Origin of the sequence: Salinispirillum sp. LH 10-3-1 (assembly GCF_030643825.1) — a bacterium.
Lineage (GTDB): Bacteria > Pseudomonadota > Gammaproteobacteria > Pseudomonadales > Natronospirillaceae > Salinispirillum.
The window spans coordinates 3,269,381-3,292,421 of record NZ_CP101717.1 but is presented as its reverse complement, the minus strand read 5'-3'; the positions used below and the strand labels follow the sequence as shown (position 1 = coordinate 3,292,421).

Sequence of the window (23,041 nt, the reverse complement as noted above, 5' to 3'; positions counted from 1 at the left end):
CATCACAATGAAAAGAACCATACAAAGGATAGGGTTAACCCTTGTTGTCCCCTTTATGCTGGTCGCCTGCGGCGATTCGGCACCCACTACTGAGAGCGCAGCCGCAGCGCCCACCTCTGATGAACCGGTTTACGGCGGTAACTTGGTTATTGGTGTGCCTGGTGAACCGGTCATCATCAATGATCTCTATTTACAAGATGTACCGTCCTCTGACATTGTCGAGCTGGTGTTTGCTAGCTTAATGACGACGAACGTGGCGTTGGAAATGATTCCACAGGTCGCCGTCGATCAACCGACTGTTTCTGACGATGGTTTGGTCTGGACCTACACGCTGCATGACAATGTGCGCTTCCACGATGGTGAACCGCTGACCGCCCACGACGTGGCCTTTACCTACAGTATTTTCAAACACCCTGATTACACCGGTCCACGTTCAGGCGATTTTCTGACCATGGAATCGGTCGTAGCACTGGATAACCAGACCGTGCAATTTACCCTGACCGAGCCCGATGCGCGTTTTGCCACGCGCATGACTTACGGTATCTTGCCACAGCATATCCTGGGCGACATTGCCGTAGCGGACTTGGGTGACTACACCGCATTCAATGTAGAGAAGCCAATTGGCGCGGGTCCGTTTAAGTTTGTCTCTTGGAACCAAGGGCAAAATATCGTGCTCGAAGCCAACGAAGACTATTTCGAAGGCCGTCCGTATTTAGATCGTGTGACATTCCGCTTTGCGGCTGACCTGAATGCGTTGGTGCTGTTGATGGAGCGCGGCGAAATTCACCATTTTGAAGGCGTTCCTGCCGGTGAAATGGCAGGTTTAGCCGCCGTACCACACGTCAATATGCATTCCACGTTGGCACTTCGTTATGACTTCCTTGGCTATAATCTGCGCAACCCCTTGTTCCAAGACAAGCGTGTCCGTCAGGCTCTGACCCATGCCATTGATCGCCAAGAAATCGTTGATACCGTAATGGAAGGCCATGCAGAAGTTGCCCATGCGCCGGTGTCACCACTGAGCTGGGCGTACAACGATGACGTGCCACGCTTTGATTATGACCCTGAGCGTGCTCTTGAGCTGATGGCAGAAGCTGGTTGGACGCGCGGCAGCGACGGTTTCTTGCAAAAAGACGGTCAGCGTTTCAGCTTTGAAATTCTGTCCAACGACGGCAACAACGTGCGTCGCGACCTCGGTATCATCGTTCAGCAGATGCTGGGTGAGATCGGTATTGAAGTTAATCCACGCCAGATGGAGTGGGGCGCTTTCTTAGAGCGCATCCTGTCACCGAACTTTGACTTTGATGCCACCATTTTGGCTTGGTCTTTAGGTTTGGATCCCGATCCATCCGCCATCTGGCACACTCGCGAAATCGAGCAAGGCTTGAACAATGTGGGCTACAGCAACCCCGCGGTGGACGCCATTGCGGACTCCAATATCGTGATCGTCGATCAAGACGAGCGCGCTGCGGCTTTAGCCGAGGCTTGGGCGTTGATCGCAGAAGATCAGCCGTACACCTTCATGTGGTATCCACAGCAGTTTGTTGCGCTGAACGAGCGTGTGAACGGCTTTGTGCATCACCCGCGCACCAACATGCACGGTGTTGAGCGCTGGTGGTTAAGCACTAACTGATACCCTTGTAACCCTCGGCGGGCGGTTGGCTGCAGTCATTGACTGCGGCTTGCCCCCGCCAGCCTCAGGTAATTCCACTATGACCGTTTATCTGATTCGGCGCCTCTTGATGATGGTGCCTATTCTGCTTGGCGTATCCGTGTTGTCGTTCGGCATTATGTATTTATCGCCGGGTAAGCCTGCAGTTTTGAATATGGATCCTAACGTGAGCGCCGAAGCGCGCGCACGACAAATTGAAGCCCTGGGGTTGAATGACCCGGTGCACGTGCAGTATGCGCGATGGTTGGCCCGCACACTGAAGGGTGACTTTGGTGTGTCCTATATCCGCAAACGCCCAGTGGGTCAGATGATCTGGGAGCGCCTCGGTAATACCATGATCTTGATGGGTGTTTCGCTGTTGCTGGCGGCGGCCGTTGCTATCCCAGTGGGTATATTGTCGGCGCAGAAGCCCTATTCGCCGATGGATTACACGGTGACTACGGGGTCCTTTCTCGGCATAGCGACGCCCGATTTTTGGCTGGCCTTAATGCTGATCATGTTGTTTTCGGTACACTTGGGATGGACGCCGGTGGGCGGCATGAGCACCTTGGGCGCTGATTTCAGCCTGCTGGATCGACTGCATCACCTAATTCTCCCCTCGATTGTTTTGGCCACCGCCTCGATGGCCTCGCTGATGCGTTACACCCGTGCCAGCATGCTCGAGGTGTTGCATCAGGACTACATCCGCACGGCGCGGGCCAAGGGCTTTCGCGAACGCACCGTGGTGTATAAGCACGGGCTGCGCAATGGCCTGATCCCAGTGATTACCATTTTCGGCTTGCTCTTGCCCAATCTGGTCGGTGGCTCAGTGGTGGTTGAGAAGATCTTCAGTTGGCCCGGTTTGGGCATGATGTTTATCGACGCGACCTTTCAGCGCGACTATCCGGTGATTATGGCGTTGGTGATGATTGGTGCTGTGGTGACTATTATTGGCAACTTGATCGCCGATGTACTCTACGCCGTGGTTGATCCACGCATTGAATACTAGGGGCAGATGATGACGGATCAGACAATGACAGATCAACCAACAACCCAACCCGCTGCACCTTCTGAACAGCTCACCATGGCGCGCCATGAAACGCTGCTCCAAATAATGGTGGCCAAGTTTCTGCAGAACCGGCTGGCCGTGCTCGGCTTGATCATCCTAGCGGTGGTCATTCTTAGTGCGATCTTTGCGCCCTGGATTGCACAGCATGACCCCAATTTCCAGAACTTGCGTATGCGCTTGCATCCGCCCAGCGCGGAGTATTGGCTCGGCACCGATCACCTTGGTCGCGATGTGTTCAGCCGCATTCTGTATGCGGGGCGTGTTTCCTTGTTTGTGGGCTTTTCGGCGATGCTCGGCGCGGTCACCATCGGGGCAACCTTGGGTGCGCTGGCGGGCTATTACGGCGGTAAAATTGATGCCTTTATCATGCGGCTGGTGGATGTAGTGATTTCATTTCCGAACATCTTTCTGCTGATTACCATCGTGGCGGTCTTTCAGCCAACACTCGATAAGCTGATCATGGTGTTTGCCTTGCTCAGTTGGACAGGGACAGCGCGTTTGGTGCGTGGTGAGTTCTTGTCGCTGAAGCAACGGGAGTATGTGTTGGCGGCAAAAACGTTGGGTATGTCGAATGCCCGCATTATATTTCGCCAAATTCTCCCGAACGCCATGGGGCCGATCATTGTGGCAGCGACCTTGGCGGTGGGCGGCTTTATTTTGGCAGAGTCGGTATTGAGCTTCCTAGGGCTGGGTGTACAGCCACCCACCGCAACTTGGGGCAATATGCTGACCAATGCACAGAGTGTCCGTATCTTCCGCGAAGCATGGTGGTACCCAACCTTTCCTGGCTTGATGATTCTCATCACCGTATTGGCTTTTAACTTTATTGGTGATGGTTTCCGCGATGCCTTGGACCCACGGGTCATTCGGCGCTAAATCAGCGCCGATTTCTGCCCCGATTTGATGCCTAACGTGCACCACTGTCAATCAGGGTGTACGTTATTCGTGCGCAAAAACAGGGTTATTCCTTCCTAAGCTACAAAACTGTTTGAAATTCTCGCCCATCGTGTCTAGCCTAGCTAGTGTTAATTTGCTGAGACAAACAACAAGAAAACAGTGGTTAACTGAGTAGTGACGTCGCTAGTAAACATTTCTGTACGCAAGCTGGCCTAGAATTTTGACCGGCCGCGCAACATTGGTGTGATGTTTGCTGATGCCATGACTCGGTTGTTGAGAGTGTCTCTGCATCGTATGGAGCTCTCAGACACTGATAATAATGACAAATCACTTGCTGAGTCGGGAAGACTTCTCGCGCTTTGAGCAAGACCATTAAAACAGAGGAAACCAACATGAAAAGGTTTATCCGATCCGTATCTACGGGCGTGGCAGTTACGCTGATGCTATCAGCGGCGGCCAGTGCTGAAACCCTGCGCTGGGCCAGTGCTGGTGATTCATTGACGTTTGATCCGCATTCACAGAACCATGGTATGACGCACGCCGTTGCGCACCAGTTGTACAACCCACTGGTTTATCTGGACATGGATTCTGCCATGCAGCCAGGTCTGGCGACCGAATGGGGTATTTTGGATTCTGATCCAAACGTTTGGGAATTCAAACTGCGTCAAGGCGTTACTTTCCACAACGGTGCTCCTTTCACTGCCGAAGATGTGGTTTTCTCCTTCCAGCGCGCTCAGCATGCTAACTCCGACATGCGTACATTGATCAGCTCGATTGCTGAAGTGACTGCGGTTGATAATTACACCGTTCACATGCGTACCAATGGGCCAAACCCACTGTTGCCGAACAACCTGACTAACTTGTTCATCATGAACAAGGCGTGGGCCGAGGCCAACAACGTTACAACGCCACAGGATTACTCTGCTGGTGAAGAAAACTACGCCGTTCGTAACGTCAACGGTACCGGTCCTTTCCGTCTGGTCAGTCGTGATCCCGATGTGCGCACCGAAATGGTTCGCAATGAAGATTACTGGGGTCGTGATATGTTCCCGATGGGCATTACGCGCATCGTGCACACGCCTATCCAGTCAGCGGCCACCCGCGCTGCTGCCTTGTTGTCTGGCGAAATTGACTTCCTGCAAGATGTGCCTGTTCAGGACATCACGCGTCTGAACAACGCGGCGAACATCCGTGTTGCTACCGGCCCAGAAAACCGTACGATCTTCTTCGGTATGGATCAGGGTCGTGATGAGCTGCGTACGTCCAACGTGAAGGGTGCTAACCCATTCGCTGACAAGCGTGTGCGCCAAGCGATGAACATGGCGATCAACCGTCAAGCGATCCAACAAGTGGTTATGCGTGGTCAGTCTACGCCTGCAGGTATGATCGCTCCGTCGTTCGTAAACGGTTACACCACGGAGTTGGACACTGTGCCGGCTACAAACGTACAGCAAGCGCGTGCGCTGTTGGCGGAAGCGGGTTACCCGAACGGTTTCCAGGTTACTCTGACGTGCACCAATGACCGTTACACCAACGACGAAGCACTGTGCCAAGCGGTAACCGGTATGCTGGGTCAAATTGGTATCGCGGTACGTCTGGACGCACGTGCGAACAGCATCCACTTCGCTGAATTGCAGCAAGGTGTGTTGGACTTCTACCTGTTGGGTTGGTCTGTGCCGACGTTGGACTCACACTACGTGTTTGACTTCTTGGTAGAAACCAAGACTGAAAACACCGGTGCGTGGAACTTCACGGGCTTCTCAAACGCTGAGTTTGATCGCCTGTCACGTTCATTGCCGACGCAAACTGACCTGAACGCGCGTAATGATGCCATTGCTCGCGCGTGGGAAATTATGCAGGACGAAGTGGTTTACCTGCCGGTTCACCACCAAGTACTGAACTGGGCTATGCGCACCAACATCAACTTCGATGTGCAGTCGCAAAACCAGCCTATGCTGAAATATTTGAGCTATAACTGATAGCACCGTTAAGGAGCTGTTGAATAATTCGTGCTGAGGGCTTTTCGTAGAGCGGGTATGTATTCCCGCCGGCCCTCAGACAGAACTCAACCGCTCCTTTGTTGTATTCTGAGAAGGCAGACTGCGGTCTGTCTTCTTGTTATGAGAAAACGATTATGAAGAAGGTTACTGACCTATGATCGCCATGTTAATTCGCCGGATTATTCAGGCCGTCGTTGTAATGCTGGTCGTGGCATTCATCTCTTTCAGCCTGTTCCAGTTTGTCGGTGATCCGATCAACAACATGGTTGGCCAAGAGGCTAGTCAGCAAGACCGTGAAGAGCTCCGTGAGCGCCTCGGTTTAAATGACGCTATTCCGATTCAGTTTATGCGCTTTGTCGGCAATGCTGTGCAGGGTGAATTCGGTATCTCTTACCGGATGGCACGCCCCGTATCTGACGTCATTATGGAGCGTTTACCGGCCACACTGGAGTTGGCCTTTGTTTCCGGCTTGTTCGCCCTGACCTTAGGTATCGGGTTGGGTGTTTATACCGCCTTACGTCGTAATGGCTGGTTGAGTAATTTCATTATGTCTGCTTCCTTGGTAGGCGTATCGTTACCGACATTCCTGATCGGTATTTTATTGATTTATGTGTTCGCCGTAGAGTTGTCTTGGCTGCCGTCGTTTGGGCGCGGTGAGACTGTGCGGATAAGTGATAATTGGACCACCGGATTCTTGACCGCGTCTGGTTTACAGTCGTTGATTCTCCCGGCAATAACTTTGGGCTTGTTCCAGCTCACCTTGATCATGCGCTTGGTGCGGGCTGAAATGTTGGAAGTTTTGCGCACCGATTACATTAAGTTTGCCCGCGCTCGTGGTTTGAAGCAGCGCTCTATCCACTTTCATCATGCTTTGAAGAACACCATGCTACCAGTGATCACCATCACCGGCTTGCAGTTAGGCTCGATCATCGCCTTCGCCATCATCACGGAAACGGTTTTCCAGTGGCCGGGTGTCGGATTGTTGTTCATCAACGCAATTCGCTTTGTCGATATCCCCTTTATGTCGGCTTATTTGCTGGTTATTGCACTGATTTTTGTCGTCATTAACTTCATCGTCGACATGTTGTATTTCGTAGTCGATCCGCGTTTGCGTGTGGTTAAACGCAGTGCTGGACGCTGATTGAATTAAGTAGGTATTTCAGATTATGAGCGATCAAAAAGACGTTTTAGTGGTGGCACCACCGCTATGGAAGCGCATCGTGGACAGTGACTTGTTCTATGACTTCATTCGACGCCCTGTAGTAGTGGCTTCGGCAGTTATTACCGTGCTGATCATTCTAGCCTCTATGTTTGCCCCTTTAGTGGCGCCCCATACGCCTTTCGACCCTTCATCACTGAACCTGATGGATGGTTTTACGCCACCAATGGAAGCCAATGCCTTCACGGGTAACACCTTTATAATGGGTACGGATAGCCAAGGGCGGGATATCTTCTCTGCTATTCTCTACGGATCGCGGATCTCGTTGCTGGTTGGCTTTGCTGCTGTAGCGTTCGCTGCGGTGCTGGGTATTACCCTGGGCTTGATTGCCGGTTACAAAGGCGGTTGGGTAGACAGCTTGATCATGCGTGTTGCTGACGTGCAATTGAGCTTCCCCGCTATTTTGGTGGCCTTGCTGATTTTCGGGGTAACCAAGAGTTTGATCCCCGGTGAATACCAAGAACAGGCGGCGGTTTACGTGCTGATCATCTCGATTGGCTTGAGTGACTGGGTGCAATACGCGCGTACGGTCCGCAGCTCAACGCTGGCGGAAAAGAATAAAGAATATGTGCAGGCAGCGCGCATCTTCGGTGTACCTGCGCCGCGTATTTTGCTGCGTCATATTCTACCCAACGTCATGGGCCCGGTGTTGGTCATTGGTACCATTGGCTTGGCCTTGGCCATTATTTTGGAGTCCACGTTGTCGTTCTTGGGGGTGGGTGTACCTGCGACCCAGCCTAGTTTGGGTACGCTGATTCGCGTTGGTAACGAGTTCCTGTTTTCCGGCGAGTGGTGGATTACTTTCTTCCCCGGGGTAACGCTGTTGATTTTAGCGTTGTCTGTTAATTTGTTGGGCGACTGGTTACGCGACGCCCTGAACCCGAGGTTGCGCTAAACATGAGTAGTGATAAAAAAGATGTATTGCTATCAGTACGTGATCTGGTAGTCGAATTTCCTAAGCGTAAAACGGTATTGCGGGCGTTGGACAATGTGTCCTTTGACATCGCCCGCGGCGAAATTCTTGGCGTGGTGGGTGAGTCTGGTGCTGGTAAATCACTGACGGGCGCATCGATCATTGGGTTGCTTGAGCCACCCGGACGCATTGCTTCTGGCGAAATCTATCTTGATGGTGAGCGTATTGACAACCTGCCTTACGAAAAGATGCGCCGCATTCGTGGTAAGCGTATCGGCATGGTGTTCCAGGACCCGCTCACGTCTTTGAACCCGATACTGACCATTGCTGATCAGTTGATTGAAACCATTCGTACGCACTTGCCCATGAACGAGAAGCAAGCGCGTGAGCGCGCCATCGCCTTGTTGGACGAAGTAGGTATTCCGGCGGCTGATAAGCGTGTTGACGACTACCCGCATCAGTTTTCGGGCGGTATGCGCCAACGCGTGGTTATCGCCTTGGCGCTGGCCGGTGAGCCAGAGTTGATCATCGCCGACGAGCCTACCACCGCATTGGATGTTTCCGTGCAAGCGCAGATCATCGATGTACTGAAGCGGATGTGTAAAGACCACGGTGCTGCCGTCATGCTGGTAACCCACGACATGGGCGTGATTGCCGAAGCCTGTGACCGCGTTGCGGTTATGTACGCCGGTCGAGTGGCTGAAATTGGCCCGGTGCGTGACGTCGTCAAGCACCCTCAACACCCTTATACGGTAGGGCTGATGGGTTCCATTCCATCGCTGACGCATGAAACGGAGCGTCTGGTACAAATCCCTGGCAGTATGCCGCGTTTGGACGCGATTCCCACGGGGTGTGCTTATAACCCTCGTTGCGATCGGGTATTTGCGAAATGCAAAGAAGAGCGCCCGAGTCTGATTCCGGCCGGTAACGGTCAGGTATCGTGCTGGTTGTTTGATGCTAAGGAGTCCTCATGAGCACGCAAAACCATTCGCAGGAAGCCTTACTACAGGTCACCGATTTGTCCTGCCATTTCGATGTCTCTAAGCCGTGGCTAAACCGCGTGTTAGAGCGCGAACCGCAGCGCTTTTTAACCGCCGTTGATAGCGTCTCGTTTTCGATCAATAAGGGTGAAACCTTTGCCTTGGTGGGAGAGTCGGGCTCGGGTAAATCCACCATCGCCAAATTGATTGTGGACCTGATCAGCCCGTCCAGCGGCAGCATCATGTTCGACGGCCAGAACTTGGCGACGTCTAAGGGCGAAGCGTTCAAGACACTGCGCCGCCGCATTCAAATGATCTTCCAAGATCCCTTTGCGAGCTTGAATCCACGCTGGCGTGTGGGAGAAATCATCGCTGAGCCTATTTATGCGTTTGGTTTAGACAAGGGCAAGGCTTCAGTGGTGAAAACCGTTGAGGGGCTCTTGGATACGGTAGGGTTGGCGGGGCGTGATCGTCACAAGTTTCCGCATGAGTTTTCTGGTGGTCAGCGTCAGCGTATTGCCATTGCGCGTGCGCTGTCTGCACAGCCCGATTTTTTGATTTGTGACGAACCCACATCTGCGTTGGACGTATCGGTGCAGGCACAAATTCTGAACCTAATGCGTGATTTGCAGGATGAATTTGGACTGACCTACTTGTTCATCAGCCACGACTTGTCGGTGGTGAAGCACATGGCGAATCGGATCGGTGTCCTGTACCTGGGCTCCATGGTCGAAAACTCGCCCAGTCAGGACTTGTTCGCTAAGCCGACACATCCGTACACTCGGATGCTGCTCGACGCCATTCCTGACCATGAGATGAGCGGACGGAAGCGGCAGCCGGTGACCGGTGAGATTCCTAGCCCAATTGACCCTCCATCTGGGTGTACTTTCCATCCACGTTGTAAGTACGTGAATGACCGCTGTAAGAAAGAGCGGCCAGCGCTGATTCCCGTACGCGACAGCTTTGCGTCGTGCTTTGCGGTTGAAGAAGGCCGGATCTAGCGTGCAGTCTGTGTGTGGCGGCGGGTAATCTACCCGCCGCGTCTCTCTTTTCTGTAAAACCCGTCAACAATCCCCGGCGAACGGTAAATTCTGCTGGTGCATTAAGCGTTGCTGTGGTCATCTACTACACTGAAATCACGCGTTCACAAGAACAATAATCAGGAGAAATACTATGCGTTGGTTAATCGCTGCAACTGTAATGATGATGGCCCTCGTGGCAAAGGCTGCCCCTAGCCCAGAAGGAGTTTGGTTCACCATTGACGACGAAACCGGCGAAGTACGCAGCCGCGTTGAACTGACTGTGGTTGGTGGTGAGTTGCGTGGTCATATTTTGGAAATTCTGAAGTCTGACCGTCCACGCGAAGAATGGTTCTGCGATCAGTGCCGTGGTAGTAAGCGTAATGCACCACTGGAAGGCCTGCAGATCATCGAAGGTTTGACTTGGGACGACAGAAAGCAAGAATGGAATGGCGGTACAATTCTTGACCCAGCCAACGGACGTGAGTACAAAGCATTGCTGTCTGTGGCAGACGACGATCAAACTTTGGAAGTACGCGGATTTGTTGGTTTTGCTTTGATCGGCCGTACCCAGAACTGGCAGCGTGCTGAGTAGCTACCAGTCCTCTGGCCGTACCAACGGGTTGGCGGGTGTAAACACCCGCGCTGCATATAACACCTGGGCTAATTCATAGCCCGCACGATCGTCGTAGGCAGGTGTTCACACCTGCCACAATCCATCCCTCAATAGTACTCGCCCTTCTGCGACGGCGTATTGATCACTGACAGTCGACGCACGCCGGTCGGCGACGCCAGCAACAACAAATCGGCACTGCGGCACGCGAAGATGCCGTTCGTCACCACACCAACAATGGCATTCATGTCGATTTCCATCGCTTTGGGGTCTGTGATGCTCAAACCGTGCACATCCACAATGATATTGCCGTTGTCCGTGACCACGCCTTCACGATACACCGCACGGCCACCGAGTTTCTCCAGCTTGCGCATCACGTAGTTGCGCGCCATCGGAATCACCTCGACCGGAATCGGAAAAGCCCCGAGTGTTTCAACCGCTTTTGATTCATCGGCTATACAAATGAACTCTTTGCTACACGCCGCAACAATTTTCTCGCGGGTCAGCGCCGCACCACCGCCCTTCACCAGCGCCAGCTGCAAATTCGCCTCGTCGGCACCGTCGATGTAGAACGGCAATTCTTTTACGTCGTTCAGGTCCAGTACGTCGATACCATGGCCGCGTAAACGCTCGGCCGAGGCTTCAGAGCTGGCCACGGTCGCCCGGAATTTGCCCTTTAGCGCCGCCAGTTGGTCAATAAAATGGTTGGCGGTGGAACCAGTGCCAATACCGATGACGGTATCTTTGTGCAGTTGGCCGCGAATTTCTTCCAACGCCGCAGCGGCGACGGCTTTCTTCATATCATCTTGCGTCATGGGTCTGTCCTAAAGGGTTTTAACACCCATTATAGACGCATCACAGGCGCGGGGGTATGACTGCCTTAGATGCCATGATAATTATTCAAAGGGCTGACAAATCTATCACACGGTCGGCACTGGCGATCGTCTCCTTCCGGTGGGCCACAATGACTCGCGTGATGTTCAGCGCTTTAATGTGCTGATTCACCAGGCTCTCATTTTCTGTGTCCAAATGGCTGGTGGCTTCATCGAGAAACAGTATCGTCGGCTGACGATACAGCGCTCGTGCCAGTAAAACCCGTTGCTTCTGGCCACCGCTCAATGAAGTACCCATGTCGCCAACCAAGGTGTTGTACTGCATGGGCATAGCGAGAATGTCCTCGTGAATCGCCGCCATGTGAGCACAGGTGATGATGCGGTCATGGTCTGGCTGTGGATCAAAACAGGCGATGTTGTCGGCGACTGAACCACTCAATAATTGGTCGTCTTGCATGACGGCCGCAATAGACTGGCGATAATGGTTTAGTTTGTTGAGTGGTGTGCCATCGGCCAGCACCTGACCCTCCTCCAGTTGCAACAAACCCATTAAGCATTTGAGCAACGTGGTTTTGCCACATCCGCTGGGACCGACAATAGCGACAGACTCGCCCGGAGCAACCTGAAACGACAGGCTCTTGAAGACCCAAGCATCCGCTTCGCTGTAGCGATAGGCAAGGTTATCCGCTTGTAATGCTCCGGTCAGCGGTATGACAGCTTGGCCGGGTATGCTCTGGTCGTCGACTTGTTCCGGCTCAGTAAAGGCGATGTCGGCCAGACGGTCGAGATGCAGGCCGATCATCTTGATATCGATGAGGGTGGCAATCAAGCTGTCCATGCTGTCGACAAACTGCTGTTTGTAGCTCATGAACGCGAACAACATACCAACGGATATGAGGCTGCCCATCACCGCTTGCGCGGCAAGATACACAATGATGATGTTTTCCAAGCCAAACAGAATGCCATTGATGGCCCCATAGCCGATTTGCCATTTGGCGATGCGGATGTCGGTGTTCATGGCGGAAGCGTACTTGTTTTGCCACAAGTTCTGGCGATCATTCTCGCGTTGAAAGAGCTTCACCGTTTGAATGGCGCGGACTGACTCCATGAAGTTGGACTCATGTTTAGCATGCGCCACGATGCTCTCTTCGCTGAGTTGACGCAGAGGTCGATACAGCGCCAGCCTAGCCAAACCGTACAGAACCACAAACCCGATTACGACCATGCCCAGTTTCACCGAGTACACCATCATAACGACGAGAGTGATGACCGCCATGATGCCGTCCACCACTGCAGACACCAGCCCCGTAGTTAACAGCTCACGAATGGCCTGCAGTGAGCCAAAGCGCGACACCACATCGCCCATGTGCCGTTTTTGAAAATAGTCGATGGGTAAGCGAATCAAATGGCGAAACAGGTTCGCCGCCATTTGAATATTCAAGCGCGTGGAGAGATGCAGAATACAAAACTCACGCAGCGCTTCCGTACCCACCCGTATGGCCATCAGCAAGGCAAACCCAATGGCCAACACCAATAACAAGTGCGCATCGTTGCGCAGCAATACGTCGTCCACCACGGTTTGCATGTAAAACGGCGACAGCACCGCAAACACCTGCAACACCAACGCCAGCGCTAGGATCTGGAACAGGCTGCGCTTTAGCCCGCGAATGCGTGTCCAAAACTGACTCAGTCGCAAACGCCGCCGTTCTTTCGCCGGCTTGAACGCTTCCGTGGGCGTCAATTCCAACGCTACACCGGTAAAATGCTTGGCGACTTCCTCCCAGCTCAACGACACCTCGCCTTGTGCGGGGTCATGAATCAATACGCCTTTGCTGCTGCTGGATTTCAACACCACGAAATGGTTCATGTCCCAATGCAACACACAGGGTGTTTGCAGTTGTGGTATTTCGTCCACTTCCAACTGCAGTGCCCGCCCAACTAATTGAAGCCGGGCTGCCATGTCCATCAACTGCTTCAGGTTGACCCCGTGCTGGCTGACCGAAAACCGCTTACGCAAATGCAGTAGATCGGTGTCGTAGCCATAAAACCCAGCAATCATCGCTAAACACGCCAGCCCGCACTCCGCCGCTTCACTTTGGTGAACCATGGGTAAACGCCGACTGCCGCTGAAATGGAGCAAGTTAGCAGGGGAGGCTATGCCGACATGCGATGACTGGCTGTGCTCCGTCATCTCAGTGCAATCCCAAGTACACTAACGTGAAAACGGCAATGCTGTTGTTCAGAACGTGCAGCGCGATAGGCGCCCAGATAGAGCCGGTTTTCTCGCGAGCAAGGCCCAAAATCACGGAGAAGATAAACAAATAAAGTAACAACAAGCCAGAATACTGTGCGGCATGAATGCTGGTGAAAATCAGCGACGTCAGAATAACCGTCCCCCATAAGCCCAGCTTAGTATGACGCCATGCGGTGAACAGGTAGCCACGAAAAATCAATTCTTCTATCAGTGGAGCCAGTACAATCAATGCAAACGCCAGCCCCAAATGTTTACTGCCTGCCAAAGGCGTCATGATGTCGCCAAGATCAGACGGAGCCACGAGTTCCAATAGAGATTGCGCAACGAAATAGCCGCAATACACTAATACCCAGAACCCTAGCATGCGCAGTGGCACTGCCCGAAACGCCAGCGTCTCACGCCATGGCTGATGGGCAAAGTGAGAGGCCCACAGCAATACCGGGATGATCAACAACGCTTGCAACAGCGAAGTAGTAGCAATACCCGAAGGGCTTAGCATGGCATCCAAGATGGTTGACTCAAAGAGCTCTTCATCCGCTATTAAGTCCGGCTGGGTGGAGCCTAAATAACCCCCATACACCATGCCGTAAACGACTGCTGCACCGTAAAACAGCACGGCGAATACAAAGAGCCAAGCAAGAGATTTCCCCAGAGTAGGCACTGATTTAGGCTGCTCTGTTTCAAGCAGAATATGTGATTCAGCTGTTTCCGTGCTAGGTTGTTTAGTGGTTTCAGTCATGAGCGGATTCCTTAGTATGTCATAATTCCTAAAAGTGATTGTTACTGAAGCGGACTACGTTAGATATAGAAGGCTTGCGGCAAAAATATTATTGAGAGCATGAATCTTAACGATCAATGAAAAACAATCAAAGTCTTCCTGTGCTTGGAATATTCGTGTCATTATATAGAAAGCATAGAAAGACGTTATCCCGCTTATAGGTATGAAGCTATAGTGAAGGGCAGCGAATCCCAGCGCTATGAAAGTCGCTTGAATTTTTTTATTGAATTCTAAGGGTATAATTGTAAATGCCTTTACTCCGATTACTATGATAATAGATTCAATGATGGGAGAAAATACAACCATCAAAAATAAATCGAAATAGCTGAATGGATCATTTTCAAGAGATGGGCTTTCAGTAATAAAAAAATTAAAAGTCACAAGTAGTGACGCTACTACCCAAGTAGGAATGAAAGTTAAGAAAAATATCGTAAAAAAAATAGCGAGCCGATTAATGCCCTCTGACTGACTATGTTTTATTGCTAACCCTGAAATCCCTCCACCGCTAATAAAACCCTTTATTCGGTTTCTGCTGTTGATTATCGACATTTTAACCACGCTGAGAGTAGCGGCCTAAAAGGCCGCTATTTTTAGTTTTACTTATATTAATAGCCGCGCAACTCGCGCATCGTATTCCGGTATGAGTCCTCACGCTCTTTTTGGTCAACACGGCTGGTGCCTGGACGAGGATGTTTAGAGCCACTTTTCTGCTTTTCGTACCAACGGCCTACAGCCTTTCCTACTGCAGAGGTTGCAATTGCTCTGCCGGTTTCTTTTGCGACTTCTTTGAGAATCCTGTTGCCACCATTCACTTGCTCAACTTGCTGTACATTCAAAGCTTTCATTTCATTCATCTCCATTGAGAATGTTTAGATTTCAGTTAAACTCATCCCTGACAACATACGAATATTCATTCGTAGCCTGTCCCCCGGTGGTGGTGTGCTCGTCAAAGTTCAGCCACCATCGGGTTCCTTTTGGGCCTTTCCTGCTTCCTATGCAGGCGAAGCCAAATACTTTTTCGTTCGTCTGTTCACAATCGTCCCTTCAAACTGTACAGGGGTTCCAACAGCCATTGCACCAGCGTGCGTTGCCCTAGTGTGATATCGGCATCCAATAAAATACCCGGGCGCAGTGGAGTTTCTTGCCCAAAGGCCATAACACCTTGTTGATCTAAAGTGGCGGTGACGCGGTACATGGGTTCTTCTACTGTGAAAGGTGCTTGCCGCCATTCGTTGGGTAACAACACATGGTCGCTTACCTGAACAATTTCACCCTGGTATAAGCCAAATTTTTGGTAAGGAAACGCGGCATAGCGAATGTTCAGGGGCTGGCCCGGTTCAATGAACCCAATAGCGCGAGTCGGCACCAACAGTTCGGCGACCAAGGTACTGTCTTCGGGTAATAACGTCGCTAATGGAATGCCTTGCCCGGCGTCTTGCCCTTCGGTGGCCTGTACGGTGGTGACGGTGCCACTGCGCTCGGCGGTAATCACATAGGCTTTGCGGCCATAGAGTTCGGCAATTTGTTGTGCCAGCGTACTGAGTTCTGACTGCAATTGGTGTTGCTGGGCGCTTTGGTCGTCGTTCAGTTGGGCCGTACGGCTGCCCAGCAAGTCACGTTGATGTGTCTGATTAGACACACTGCGCTCCAAACTTTGCAATTCAGCCAAAACAGCCAAACGGCTCGACAGCAAGGCTTGCACGTCGACGTCACTTGCCATGCGTCGCTGTTGTAATTGCTGCATGTTAGCAAGTTGCTCGTCGATGATGGCTAAGCGCTGCTGGAGCGTATCTTTTTGTTGGCTGAGCCAGCGTAAATCCTCATTAATGGCCTCAGCTTCACGCGCTAGGTCGGCATGTCGCCGTTGAAAAGCAGCGGGAATACGCTCAAGTTCCTGCTGCAGCAAGCCTTGCTTGTACTGATATTCGTCGAGGAGTACTTGCTCTAGATGTCGACCATCGGCCAGCAAACTGTCACCGTTGATGACGAACAAGGGTTGCCCGGCCTGAACGCTGTCACCTTCACGCACCAGCACTTGGCGAATAATGCCGGCCCGTGCAGGATAAATGCGGATAACGCCGGCTGACGGCACCAAATGGCCTTGCACCGTTTCTTTACGGGCGTAGGTGCCCCAGAACAAATAGGTGAGGATGGCAGCAACGATCAGGATCACGATGCCCGTCAGCAACCGCAGAGAAAGCGGTTGGATCAGCAACACCTCGCCCCACAGGCGGTCGCGCTGATGCTCCATAGCTTGTTGGCGAAACAAGGCAGCGGTCACTGTACTTCTCCTTGGTCAATCCCGACCGAAGTGCAACGTGGTTGAGTTCCTTAGCAGGCTTGGGTGAACATCCGTTGCCTGCTGTTAACGGGGTGGAAATTTAAAGCAGGATTTTGACTAAGACAACTAACCCTAGGTTTAAAATATCGAGTTCTTTCGCTCACCGCGAAGTGAGTCACAGATGCTGGGTACATTTAGATGCTCCCGAAGGGCTTAGCATGGCGTCCAAGATGGTTGACTCAAAGAGCTCTTCATCCGCTATTAAGTCCGGGTGGGTGATCCATACCCATCATTTCTTCATGGTTTTGGTGCGAAATTCCTCATAGTGCTTAAAAACCAGATAAGTCGAATATATAACGCTAGGGAAAAATAATAATATAGTTAAAGTGGTTGCTATTTTAATTTCTTTCTGGCGAAGGCATAAGGTGCTTGGTATTGCATGGGGGTATAGCATTGCACTAATAAGTAACTCGATTTTTAAAGATTGCATTATAAGGTACCTATTAAAACTATATATTAACCTGAGTTCAGGTAAAGAGCTTGCCATATTAGGTTGGCACGTTCCAGCGTTTGCCGCCGGTTGAATTCAGGAATTAATTAGTTTACGAATGCAATGGCCTATAGTCGAAGGAGTTTAAGTTGCATTTCTATTAGCGGGTGGCGAATATTACATCAATACTCTTCAAATTTTTTCTTAAGAATTTTATTGAATATTAAGTCACACAACGGGGCTATGAATGCATAGGTCCATACGATTGCTATTATGTAGGTTACATTCATGTGGAATATAGAAGTAAGAAAGAGAACTCCTACAATTATTGAGGATGCCAAGGGCGTTCCATTCTTAAAATGCTTTATATAACTATTAATTAACCCAAATGGATTCATTTTAACTCCTCTAAGTACCCCCTAAGGGATTTAGTGTAATCCATTAGGGGGCAAATTTAATTTAAAATGTTATCACTTATTAACACGATTCCAAACTGATGTCGCGACAGTTGCATCAACTGCCGCACCACCAGTGGCACCAAGTTTCATGCCAGCCTTACCATAGGAAGATGCTGCCGCTGCTCTTGCTGCTTTGCTTGCGCCGTGCCGGACGGCGATCGACGCGCCTAATTTTGCTGCTCCTTTAGCGCCAGCAACTGCCAGTGGAACCGCAAAAACAACACCACCATTCACTTGCTCAACTTGCTGTACATTCAAAGCTTTCATTTCATTCATCTCCATTGAGAATGTTCAGATTTCAGTTAAACTCATCCCTGACAGCTTACGAAAACCATTTTCGTTTGCCTGCCACCGTTGGCAGCTCCGCCCTTCGAAAGTCAGGGCTGCCATCGGTTCTCCATTTTGGCTTTTCCTATACAGGCCAAGCCAAATTCGTTGTTGTCCTTCGCATCACAGTCTTCCTTTCAAACTGTACAAAGGCTCTAAAAGCCATTGCACCAGTGTGCGCTGCCCCAGTGTGATGTCGCCGTTGAAAAGCAGCGGGAATACGCTCAAGTTCCTGCTGCAGCAAGCCTTGCTTGTACTGGTACTCGTCGAGGAGTACTTGCTCTAGATGTCGACCATCGGCCAGCAAACTGTCACCGTTGATGACGAACAAGGGTTGCCCGGCCTGAACGCTGTCACCTTCACGCACCAGCACTTGGCGAATAATGCCGGCCCGTGCAGGATAAATGCGGATAACGCCGGCTGACGGCACCAAATGGCCTTGCACCGTTTCTTTACGGGCGTAGGTGCCCCAGAACAAATAGGTGAGGATGGCAGCAACGATCAGGATAACGATGCCCGTCAGCAACCGCAGAGAAAGCGGCTGGATCAGCAACACCTCGCCCCACAGGCGGTCGCGCTGATGCTCCATAGCTTGTTGGCGAAACAAGGCAGCGGTCACTGTACTTCTCCTTGGTCAATCCCGACCGAAGTGCAACGTGGTTGAGTTCCTTAGCAGGCTTGGGTGAACATCCGTTGCCTGCTGTTAACGGGGCGGAAATTTAAAGCAGGGTTATGACGAAGACAACTAACCCTAGGTTTAAAATATCGAGTTTTTTCGCTCACCGCGAAGTGAGTCACAGATGCTGACGGTGCGGGAAGAATTTTGCAGAGCCCATAGCAAAAGACAGTGACGTTATTACCAGTACACATTGGAGTGCGCTTTGTTACAATCGAGCGTCCGCTCACCCACAGCACAGGCAGTGCCTCTATGATGCTCGAAGATTACGTAAAGAAAATACTGAATGCTAAGGTATACGAAGCTGCGCGTGAAACGCCGCTGGATATCGCCCACAACCTGTCTAAACGCCTGAACAATCAGATTTTGATTAAGCGCGAAGACCTGCAGCCAGTGTTCTCTTTCAAAATTCGGGGCGCGTACAACCGGCTGGCCAACCTCAGCCAGGAAGAGCGTGATCGCGGGGTGATCTGTGCGTCGGCGGGCAACCATGCGCAGGGTGTGGCGTATTCGGCGCATTTGCTGAAGACCCGTGCCATCATCGTGATGCCGAAAACCACGCCGGAGATTAAGGTCAACGCGGTGCGTAACCACGGTGGCAAGTACGTGAAAGTGGTGTTGCACGGTGACGCCTTTGACGACGCGGCGGCGCATTCACGGCAGTTGATGGATGAACAGGGCTTAACCTACATTCATCCGTTTGACGACCCTGACACCATTGCGGGCCAAGGCACCGTGGCGCGGGAAATTCTGCATCAGTACGGTAAGCCTATTCACGCTATTTTTGTGCCGGTGGGCGGCGGCGGTTTGATCGCGGGTATCGCAGCCTACGTAAAATACCTGAACCCCGACATTCGTATTGTCGGCGTTGAATTTGAAGAATCCGCCTGTTTGGCGGCGGCCATGCGGGCGGGCAGCCGCGTGGTGTTGGAGCAGGTGGGCATTTTTGCCGACGGGGTGGCGGTGGGCCAAATCGGTGAGCAAACGTGGAAAGTGTGTGAGCACTGCGTTGATGAAGTCATTACCGTCACAGCCGATGAAATCTGTGCGGCGGTGAAGGACATGTTCGACGATACCCGTTCAGTGTCCGAGCCTTCGGGAGCGTTGGCCTTGGCCGGTGTTAAGAAGTATGTGCAGCGCGAAGGCACGGCCGATGAAACCTATGTGGCGATATCCAGTGGCGCCAACATGAATTTTGACCGGCTGCGTTTTGTCGCCGAACAGGCGGAAGTCGGTGAGCAACGGGAAGCCCTGCTCGCGGTGACTATCCCCGAGAAAGCGGGGGCTTTCTTGGCCTTTTGTGCGGTACTGGGGCGTCGTTCGGTGACCGAGTTTAATTACCGATACGACGATGACAACGCGGCGAACATTTTTGTCGGTGTGCAGGTATCTGGCTTGGCGGAAAAAAATGAGCTGGTGGAGGCCTTGCGTGCCGCGGATTATCCGGTATTGGACCTGACGGACAATGAAATCGCCAAGAGTCATATTCGGCATATGGTGGGCGGTAAGTCGCATCACTCGGCTACCGAAGTGCTGTACCGATTCGAGTTCCCGGAGCGCCCTGGGGCGTTGATGAACTTCCTAAAAAAGCTGGGTAAGCGTTGGAGTATTTCGTTGTTCCATTACCGCAACCACGGTGCTGCTTATGGTCGCGTGCTCTGCGCCTTTCAAGTGCCGAAAGACGACAGCGCCGAGTTCCAGCAAAAACTCAAAGAGTTGAACTACCAGCATTGGGATGAAACCGACAACCCGGTGTATCGCATGTTCCTCTAGGAACAGCGATACACGGGATGCACGGTCGCGTTAGCGCGGCGTGATGGGCACGGTCAGATGAAAGGTGATTTTGTCAAAATCACTGATTAAGGCTTCTACTTGTAGCGCCCATTTCCCCGGTAACGCGAGGCTATCCGTTTCCAGCACGTACAGTTGCCCTAGCTTGGTAAACTCCTCCCAGCGTGGCTCCAACTCAAGTTCAGGCAGACTCATGGCCACTTCCACCGCCAGTGGCGCGTGCACGTCGCCATTGTAGGTAAAGGATGCTACCCATTGGTTTAAGCCTGGATGGCTGTGCTCCATGTCGAATATCAAGCGATAGGGGCCAGCGTTCTCAATTAACTGAACGGGCTCGCCGCCTAAGCCGTGCTCGTGATTGTGATCATGAGAGCCATTACTTGCATTCGGTGGCATGGTGCTCGACAACACAGCGGTGCTGGCAATCACAGCGACCAATACGACGGTTTCCACAGCCAGCGTTATGCGCAACCAAAGTCGCGTGTCATGCCGGTTGCGACGCAGCTGCCGTGTGATGTAGCGCTGATTGACCAGCGCCAGGGTCAAAGCCAGGCTGATCAACCCCAACTTAAGTAACAGCACTCGACCGTAAGTCGAATCAAACAGTTGTGGGGGCGCATCCAAATGCAGGCTGGCCAGCAACACACCGAACAATATCAGTACGCCAACCAGCCAAATTGCATGACGCGAAAACTGCGCCAGCCAATAGGCCAGCGTGCGGGTGTTACCATGAAACGATAAGCGCCATAACACGGGCATTGCGCCGAGCCAATAGGCGGCCAGCACCACATGCATACTGAGCAACAAGGCCGCCAAACCGGCTTGCGTGTGAGTCAGGGTGTGACCTGTTGTTGCTAACGACCCCACCATCAACAGGGCCACGACACGCGCCAGCCGGTGTGCCATGGCCATCGTTGTGGGCGGGCCGATATAGCCGTTCAGGCCAAATATTAACAGCGCGGATGCGCCAGCGATCAAGCTGCTCCGCCCGAGCGGTGTAGAGCGGGCAATGTCCATGGCTGTAAGCCACTCGGCAAGGGTGAGCTGGCTGCCGCCAATTCGCCAGCCCAATAACAACACTTGCAGTACGGACGTCAGCATGACGGCGTAAGTCAGCCATTGTAGCCACTGCTGGACAGCGCGCTGCGCTTCCGGTTGGCGCGTTAGGCCGGTGTGATGCAATGGAAACCATAAGCCGCCGGCCAACGCCAGCAGACTCAGCAGCAACAGGGTACGGTTGGCTTGGTGCAGTCGTTCGGCCTGCACCGGCGCGCTGTCGGCCAATAGGGCGTCAGTGGTTATGGTTCCACGCTCGGTGTTGCCAACGGTGAATTGAAACGCCCCGCCGACGGGGTGTGAGTCGGCTGAAATCACCCGCCAGCTGACCACGTACAGACCATCCGTTAGATTGTCGGGCAGGTACTGGACGACAGTCTGTTGCTGCGCCATCTTCGGGGCGTCTTGCAGGCTGATCGTGCTGCCTGTGGCGTCAAAGACGCGAATAAATATGGGCGTCACCGGCTCATTGAAGTTAAGGCGGATGTCGGCGGGTGCCGTGTCCACACTGGCACCGTCTGACGGGCTGTGGCTCACCAATTGAGCGTGCCCCAGTGCGCCCAAAGGCCACCAGACCAACAGGGCGAGCCAACCCAAGGTAACTAGAAATCGCATGTTCATCGTTGCACTCCGCACCTAAAAACGGCGCAGGGCCGCCATTAGGTGCTTGGTTGGTTTAGCGCAGTTGCAGGCGAGGTGCTGGGTAGCGACCGCCGGTTTCACTTTCTATCCAACGCTCGGCCCCGGAGGCGCATTCTTGTACGGTGGGAAACAACAGGGTGCTGTTCGGTGTGTTGGGCAGACTGCCGCGCAGAATGAACTCGTCGTAATGAGCGTCCGCCAGGTTACCGCCACGCCACTGCACTTCGGCCACGCGTGAAGTAATCAGGTTGCCGTGGTTGGTGTAGGGTTCGGCTAACTCTTCTTCAATGATCACCAATTCCCAGCCGGCTTTTGGCATGGGTTTGACGTTGCGCATGCCGTCTGGAATGCGTACCCGAAGCACCTCGGTGGCTTCGCCCGCACAGCCGTGCGGTACTTGTAGGACGGCTCGATACGTTGAGCCCGCGGGCGCTTCTCGTACTTGCAATGTCACGTGGGCTGCGGCCAACGATGATAAGCATAAAGCGGTTAAGGCAGAAAACGTTGAGAGCAAAAATTTCATGGTGTACTCCAAAAATAAACCGTGCGCGCACCCCAGCGCCGGGGCGCGCGAAAAATAAAGCACTGTCAGCAGTGCGTTAAGCGAGGGTTAAGCTTGGAGGTGTCGGAGGTGCGCGGGGCTGTATAGCGTGGGGGTAAACCGGCGTGCCGGTCGATAGGTGCTGGGGATCATTGGCTTGCCCAATCACGCCTTGCTGTGCGGGAGGTATGTCGGTGGCCGAGGCAGGTGCTAACGCCCACGCATTGAGCGTTAAACACAACGGGCAACTTTGCGGAGCACTGTGCGCATGCGGGTGGTCGCCAGCGGGTGTTTCTGCAGAGTGAACAGCGTGTGCAGCTTTGGGCGTGCCGGGCGGATCGCACGGCGGCGGTACAGCCGAGAGCGCGGTCGTCGACTCAGTATGAGCGTGTGCCTGCGGTGTATCGACTTCGGCAAAATAGTGCACATGGTGCTGCACGCTGGCAGCGAGCAAAAAGCCTGCAGCCACTAAGCCGCCCAACGCCATCAGGCGTAGGCAGCGCAAGCGACGAAACGGGTTCAGATGCAAGGCACTAAACATGGTCGTGAATAT

20 protein-coding genes are annotated in these 23,041 nt (G+C 52.6%); 10 read left to right on the top strand and 10 right to left on the bottom strand.

Translation table 11 applies throughout. The features are described from left to right. The first annotated feature begins 7 nt into the window (after positions 1 to 7). From NFC81_RS15170 to NFC81_RS15130, 9 genes are all read left to right on the top strand, one after another. On the top strand, positions 8 to 1,633 hold the full coding sequence (locus tag NFC81_RS15170) for a peptide-binding protein (protein ID WP_304995319.1): 1,626 nt from the start codon (positions 8 to 10) through the stop codon (positions 1,631 to 1,633). A gap of 79 nt (positions 1,634 to 1,712) precedes the next feature. Further along, positions 1,713 to 2,660 (top strand): ABC transporter permease, encoded by a 948-nt coding sequence (locus NFC81_RS15165; RefSeq protein WP_304995318.1) that lies wholly within the window; start codon positions 1,713 to 1,715, stop codon positions 2,658 to 2,660. A 24-nt stretch (positions 2,661 to 2,684) separates the two neighbouring features. Continuing rightward, entirely contained in the window at positions 2,685 to 3,596 is a 912-nt protein-coding gene (gene opp4C, locus NFC81_RS15160; protein ID WP_304995317.1) for an oligopeptide ABC transporter permease, read from the top strand. A gap of 413 nt (positions 3,597 to 4,009) precedes the next feature. Then, positions 4,010 to 5,596: an ABC transporter substrate-binding protein gene (locus NFC81_RS15155; RefSeq protein WP_304995316.1), complete on the top strand. Its 1,587-nt coding sequence runs from the start codon at positions 4,010 to 4,012 to the stop codon at positions 5,594 to 5,596. A gap of 175 nt (positions 5,597 to 5,771) precedes the next feature. Then, positions 5,772 to 6,758, top strand: coding sequence for an ABC transporter permease (locus NFC81_RS15150; protein WP_304995315.1), 987 nt, complete (start codon positions 5,772 to 5,774; stop codon positions 6,756 to 6,758). A gap of 25 nt (positions 6,759 to 6,783) precedes the next feature. Beyond that, positions 6,784 to 7,731: an ABC transporter permease gene (locus tag NFC81_RS15145; RefSeq protein WP_304995314.1), complete on the top strand. Its 948-nt coding sequence runs from the start codon at positions 6,784 to 6,786 to the stop codon at positions 7,729 to 7,731. Positions 7,732 to 7,733: 2 nt separating this feature from the next. Continuing rightward, positions 7,734 to 8,723 carry an ABC transporter ATP-binding protein gene (locus NFC81_RS15140; RefSeq protein WP_304995313.1) on the top strand — a complete coding sequence of 330 codons (990 nt, stop codon included), beginning with the start codon at positions 7,734 to 7,736 and terminating at the stop codon, positions 8,721 to 8,723. Beyond that, complete coding sequence (locus NFC81_RS15135) at positions 8,720 to 9,730, top strand: oligopeptide/dipeptide ABC transporter ATP-binding protein (protein ID WP_304995312.1); 1,011 nt, start codon at positions 8,720 to 8,722, stop codon at positions 9,728 to 9,730. The genes NFC81_RS15140 and NFC81_RS15135 overlap by 4 nt, the downstream gene beginning before the upstream one ends. Positions 9,731 to 9,902: 172 nt before the next feature. Further along, positions 9,903 to 10,343, top strand: a complete 441-nt coding sequence (locus tag NFC81_RS15130) for a DUF2147 domain-containing protein (RefSeq protein WP_304995311.1) — start codon at positions 9,903 to 9,905, stop codon at positions 10,341 to 10,343. Between the two features lie 128 nt (positions 10,344 to 10,471). Here the strand turns inward: NFC81_RS15130 and rpiA are convergent, their stop codons facing one another. The 7 genes from rpiA to NFC81_RS15095 all read right to left on the bottom strand — a co-directional run bounded on the left by rpiA (position 10,472) and on the right by NFC81_RS15095 (position 18,401). Next, complete coding sequence (rpiA, locus tag NFC81_RS15125; RefSeq protein ID WP_304995310.1) at positions 10,472 to 11,176, bottom strand: ribose-5-phosphate isomerase RpiA; 705 nt, start codon at positions 11,174 to 11,176, stop codon at positions 10,472 to 10,474. An 85-nt stretch (positions 11,177 to 11,261) separates the two neighbouring features. Further along, positions 11,262 to 13,385, bottom strand: a complete 2,124-nt coding sequence (locus tag NFC81_RS15120; protein ID WP_370529877.1) for a peptidase domain-containing ABC transporter — start codon at positions 13,383 to 13,385, stop codon at positions 11,262 to 11,264. Position 13,386: 1 nt separating this feature from the next. Continuing rightward, a complete protein-coding gene (locus NFC81_RS15115) occupies positions 13,387 to 14,187 on the bottom strand; it encodes a CPBP family intramembrane glutamic endopeptidase (protein WP_304995308.1) in 801 nt (266 codons plus the stop codon). 644 nt (positions 14,188 to 14,831) lie between these two features. Then, a complete protein-coding gene (locus NFC81_RS15110; protein WP_304995307.1) occupies positions 14,832 to 15,071 on the bottom strand; it encodes a hypothetical protein in 240 nt (79 codons plus the stop codon). A gap of 185 nt (positions 15,072 to 15,256) precedes the next feature. Next, entirely contained in the window at positions 15,257 to 16,507 is a 1,251-nt protein-coding gene (locus NFC81_RS15105; RefSeq protein ID WP_304995306.1) for an HlyD family efflux transporter periplasmic adaptor subunit, read from the bottom strand. Between the two features lie 960 nt (positions 16,508 to 17,467). After that, positions 17,468 to 17,722, bottom strand: a complete 255-nt coding sequence (locus NFC81_RS15100; protein ID WP_304995305.1) for a hypothetical protein — start codon at positions 17,720 to 17,722, stop codon at positions 17,468 to 17,470. A 145-nt stretch (positions 17,723 to 17,867) separates the two neighbouring features. Beyond that, on the bottom strand, positions 17,868 to 18,401 hold the full coding sequence (locus NFC81_RS15095) for a biotin/lipoyl-binding protein (protein WP_304995304.1): 534 nt from the start codon (positions 18,399 to 18,401) through the stop codon (positions 17,868 to 17,870). Positions 18,402 to 18,713: 312 nt separating this feature from the next. On the opposite strand from NFC81_RS15095, the gene ilvA reads away from it, so the two are divergent. Continuing rightward, entirely contained in the window at positions 18,714 to 20,231 is a 1,518-nt protein-coding gene (ilvA, locus tag NFC81_RS15090; RefSeq protein ID WP_304996994.1) for a threonine ammonia-lyase, biosynthetic, read from the top strand. 30 nt (positions 20,232 to 20,261) lie between these two features. Here the strand turns inward: ilvA and NFC81_RS15085 are convergent, their stop codons facing one another. The 3 genes from NFC81_RS15085 to NFC81_RS15075 form a co-directional block, all read right to left on the bottom strand. After that, positions 20,262 to 21,926, bottom strand: coding sequence for a copper resistance protein CopC (locus NFC81_RS15085; protein ID WP_304995303.1), 1,665 nt, complete (start codon positions 21,924 to 21,926; stop codon positions 20,262 to 20,264). Positions 21,927 to 21,981: 55 nt separating this feature from the next. Further along, entirely contained in the window at positions 21,982 to 22,470 is a 489-nt protein-coding gene (locus tag NFC81_RS15080) for a YcnI family protein (protein ID WP_304995302.1), read from the bottom strand. A 76-nt stretch (positions 22,471 to 22,546) separates the two neighbouring features. Then, the gene (locus NFC81_RS15075) at positions 22,547 to 23,029 is read right to left on the bottom strand and encodes a hypothetical protein (protein WP_304995301.1); all 483 of its coding nucleotides are present in this window, start codon (positions 23,027 to 23,029) and stop codon (positions 22,547 to 22,549) included. Between the last annotated feature and the right edge of the window lie 12 nt (positions 23,030 to 23,041).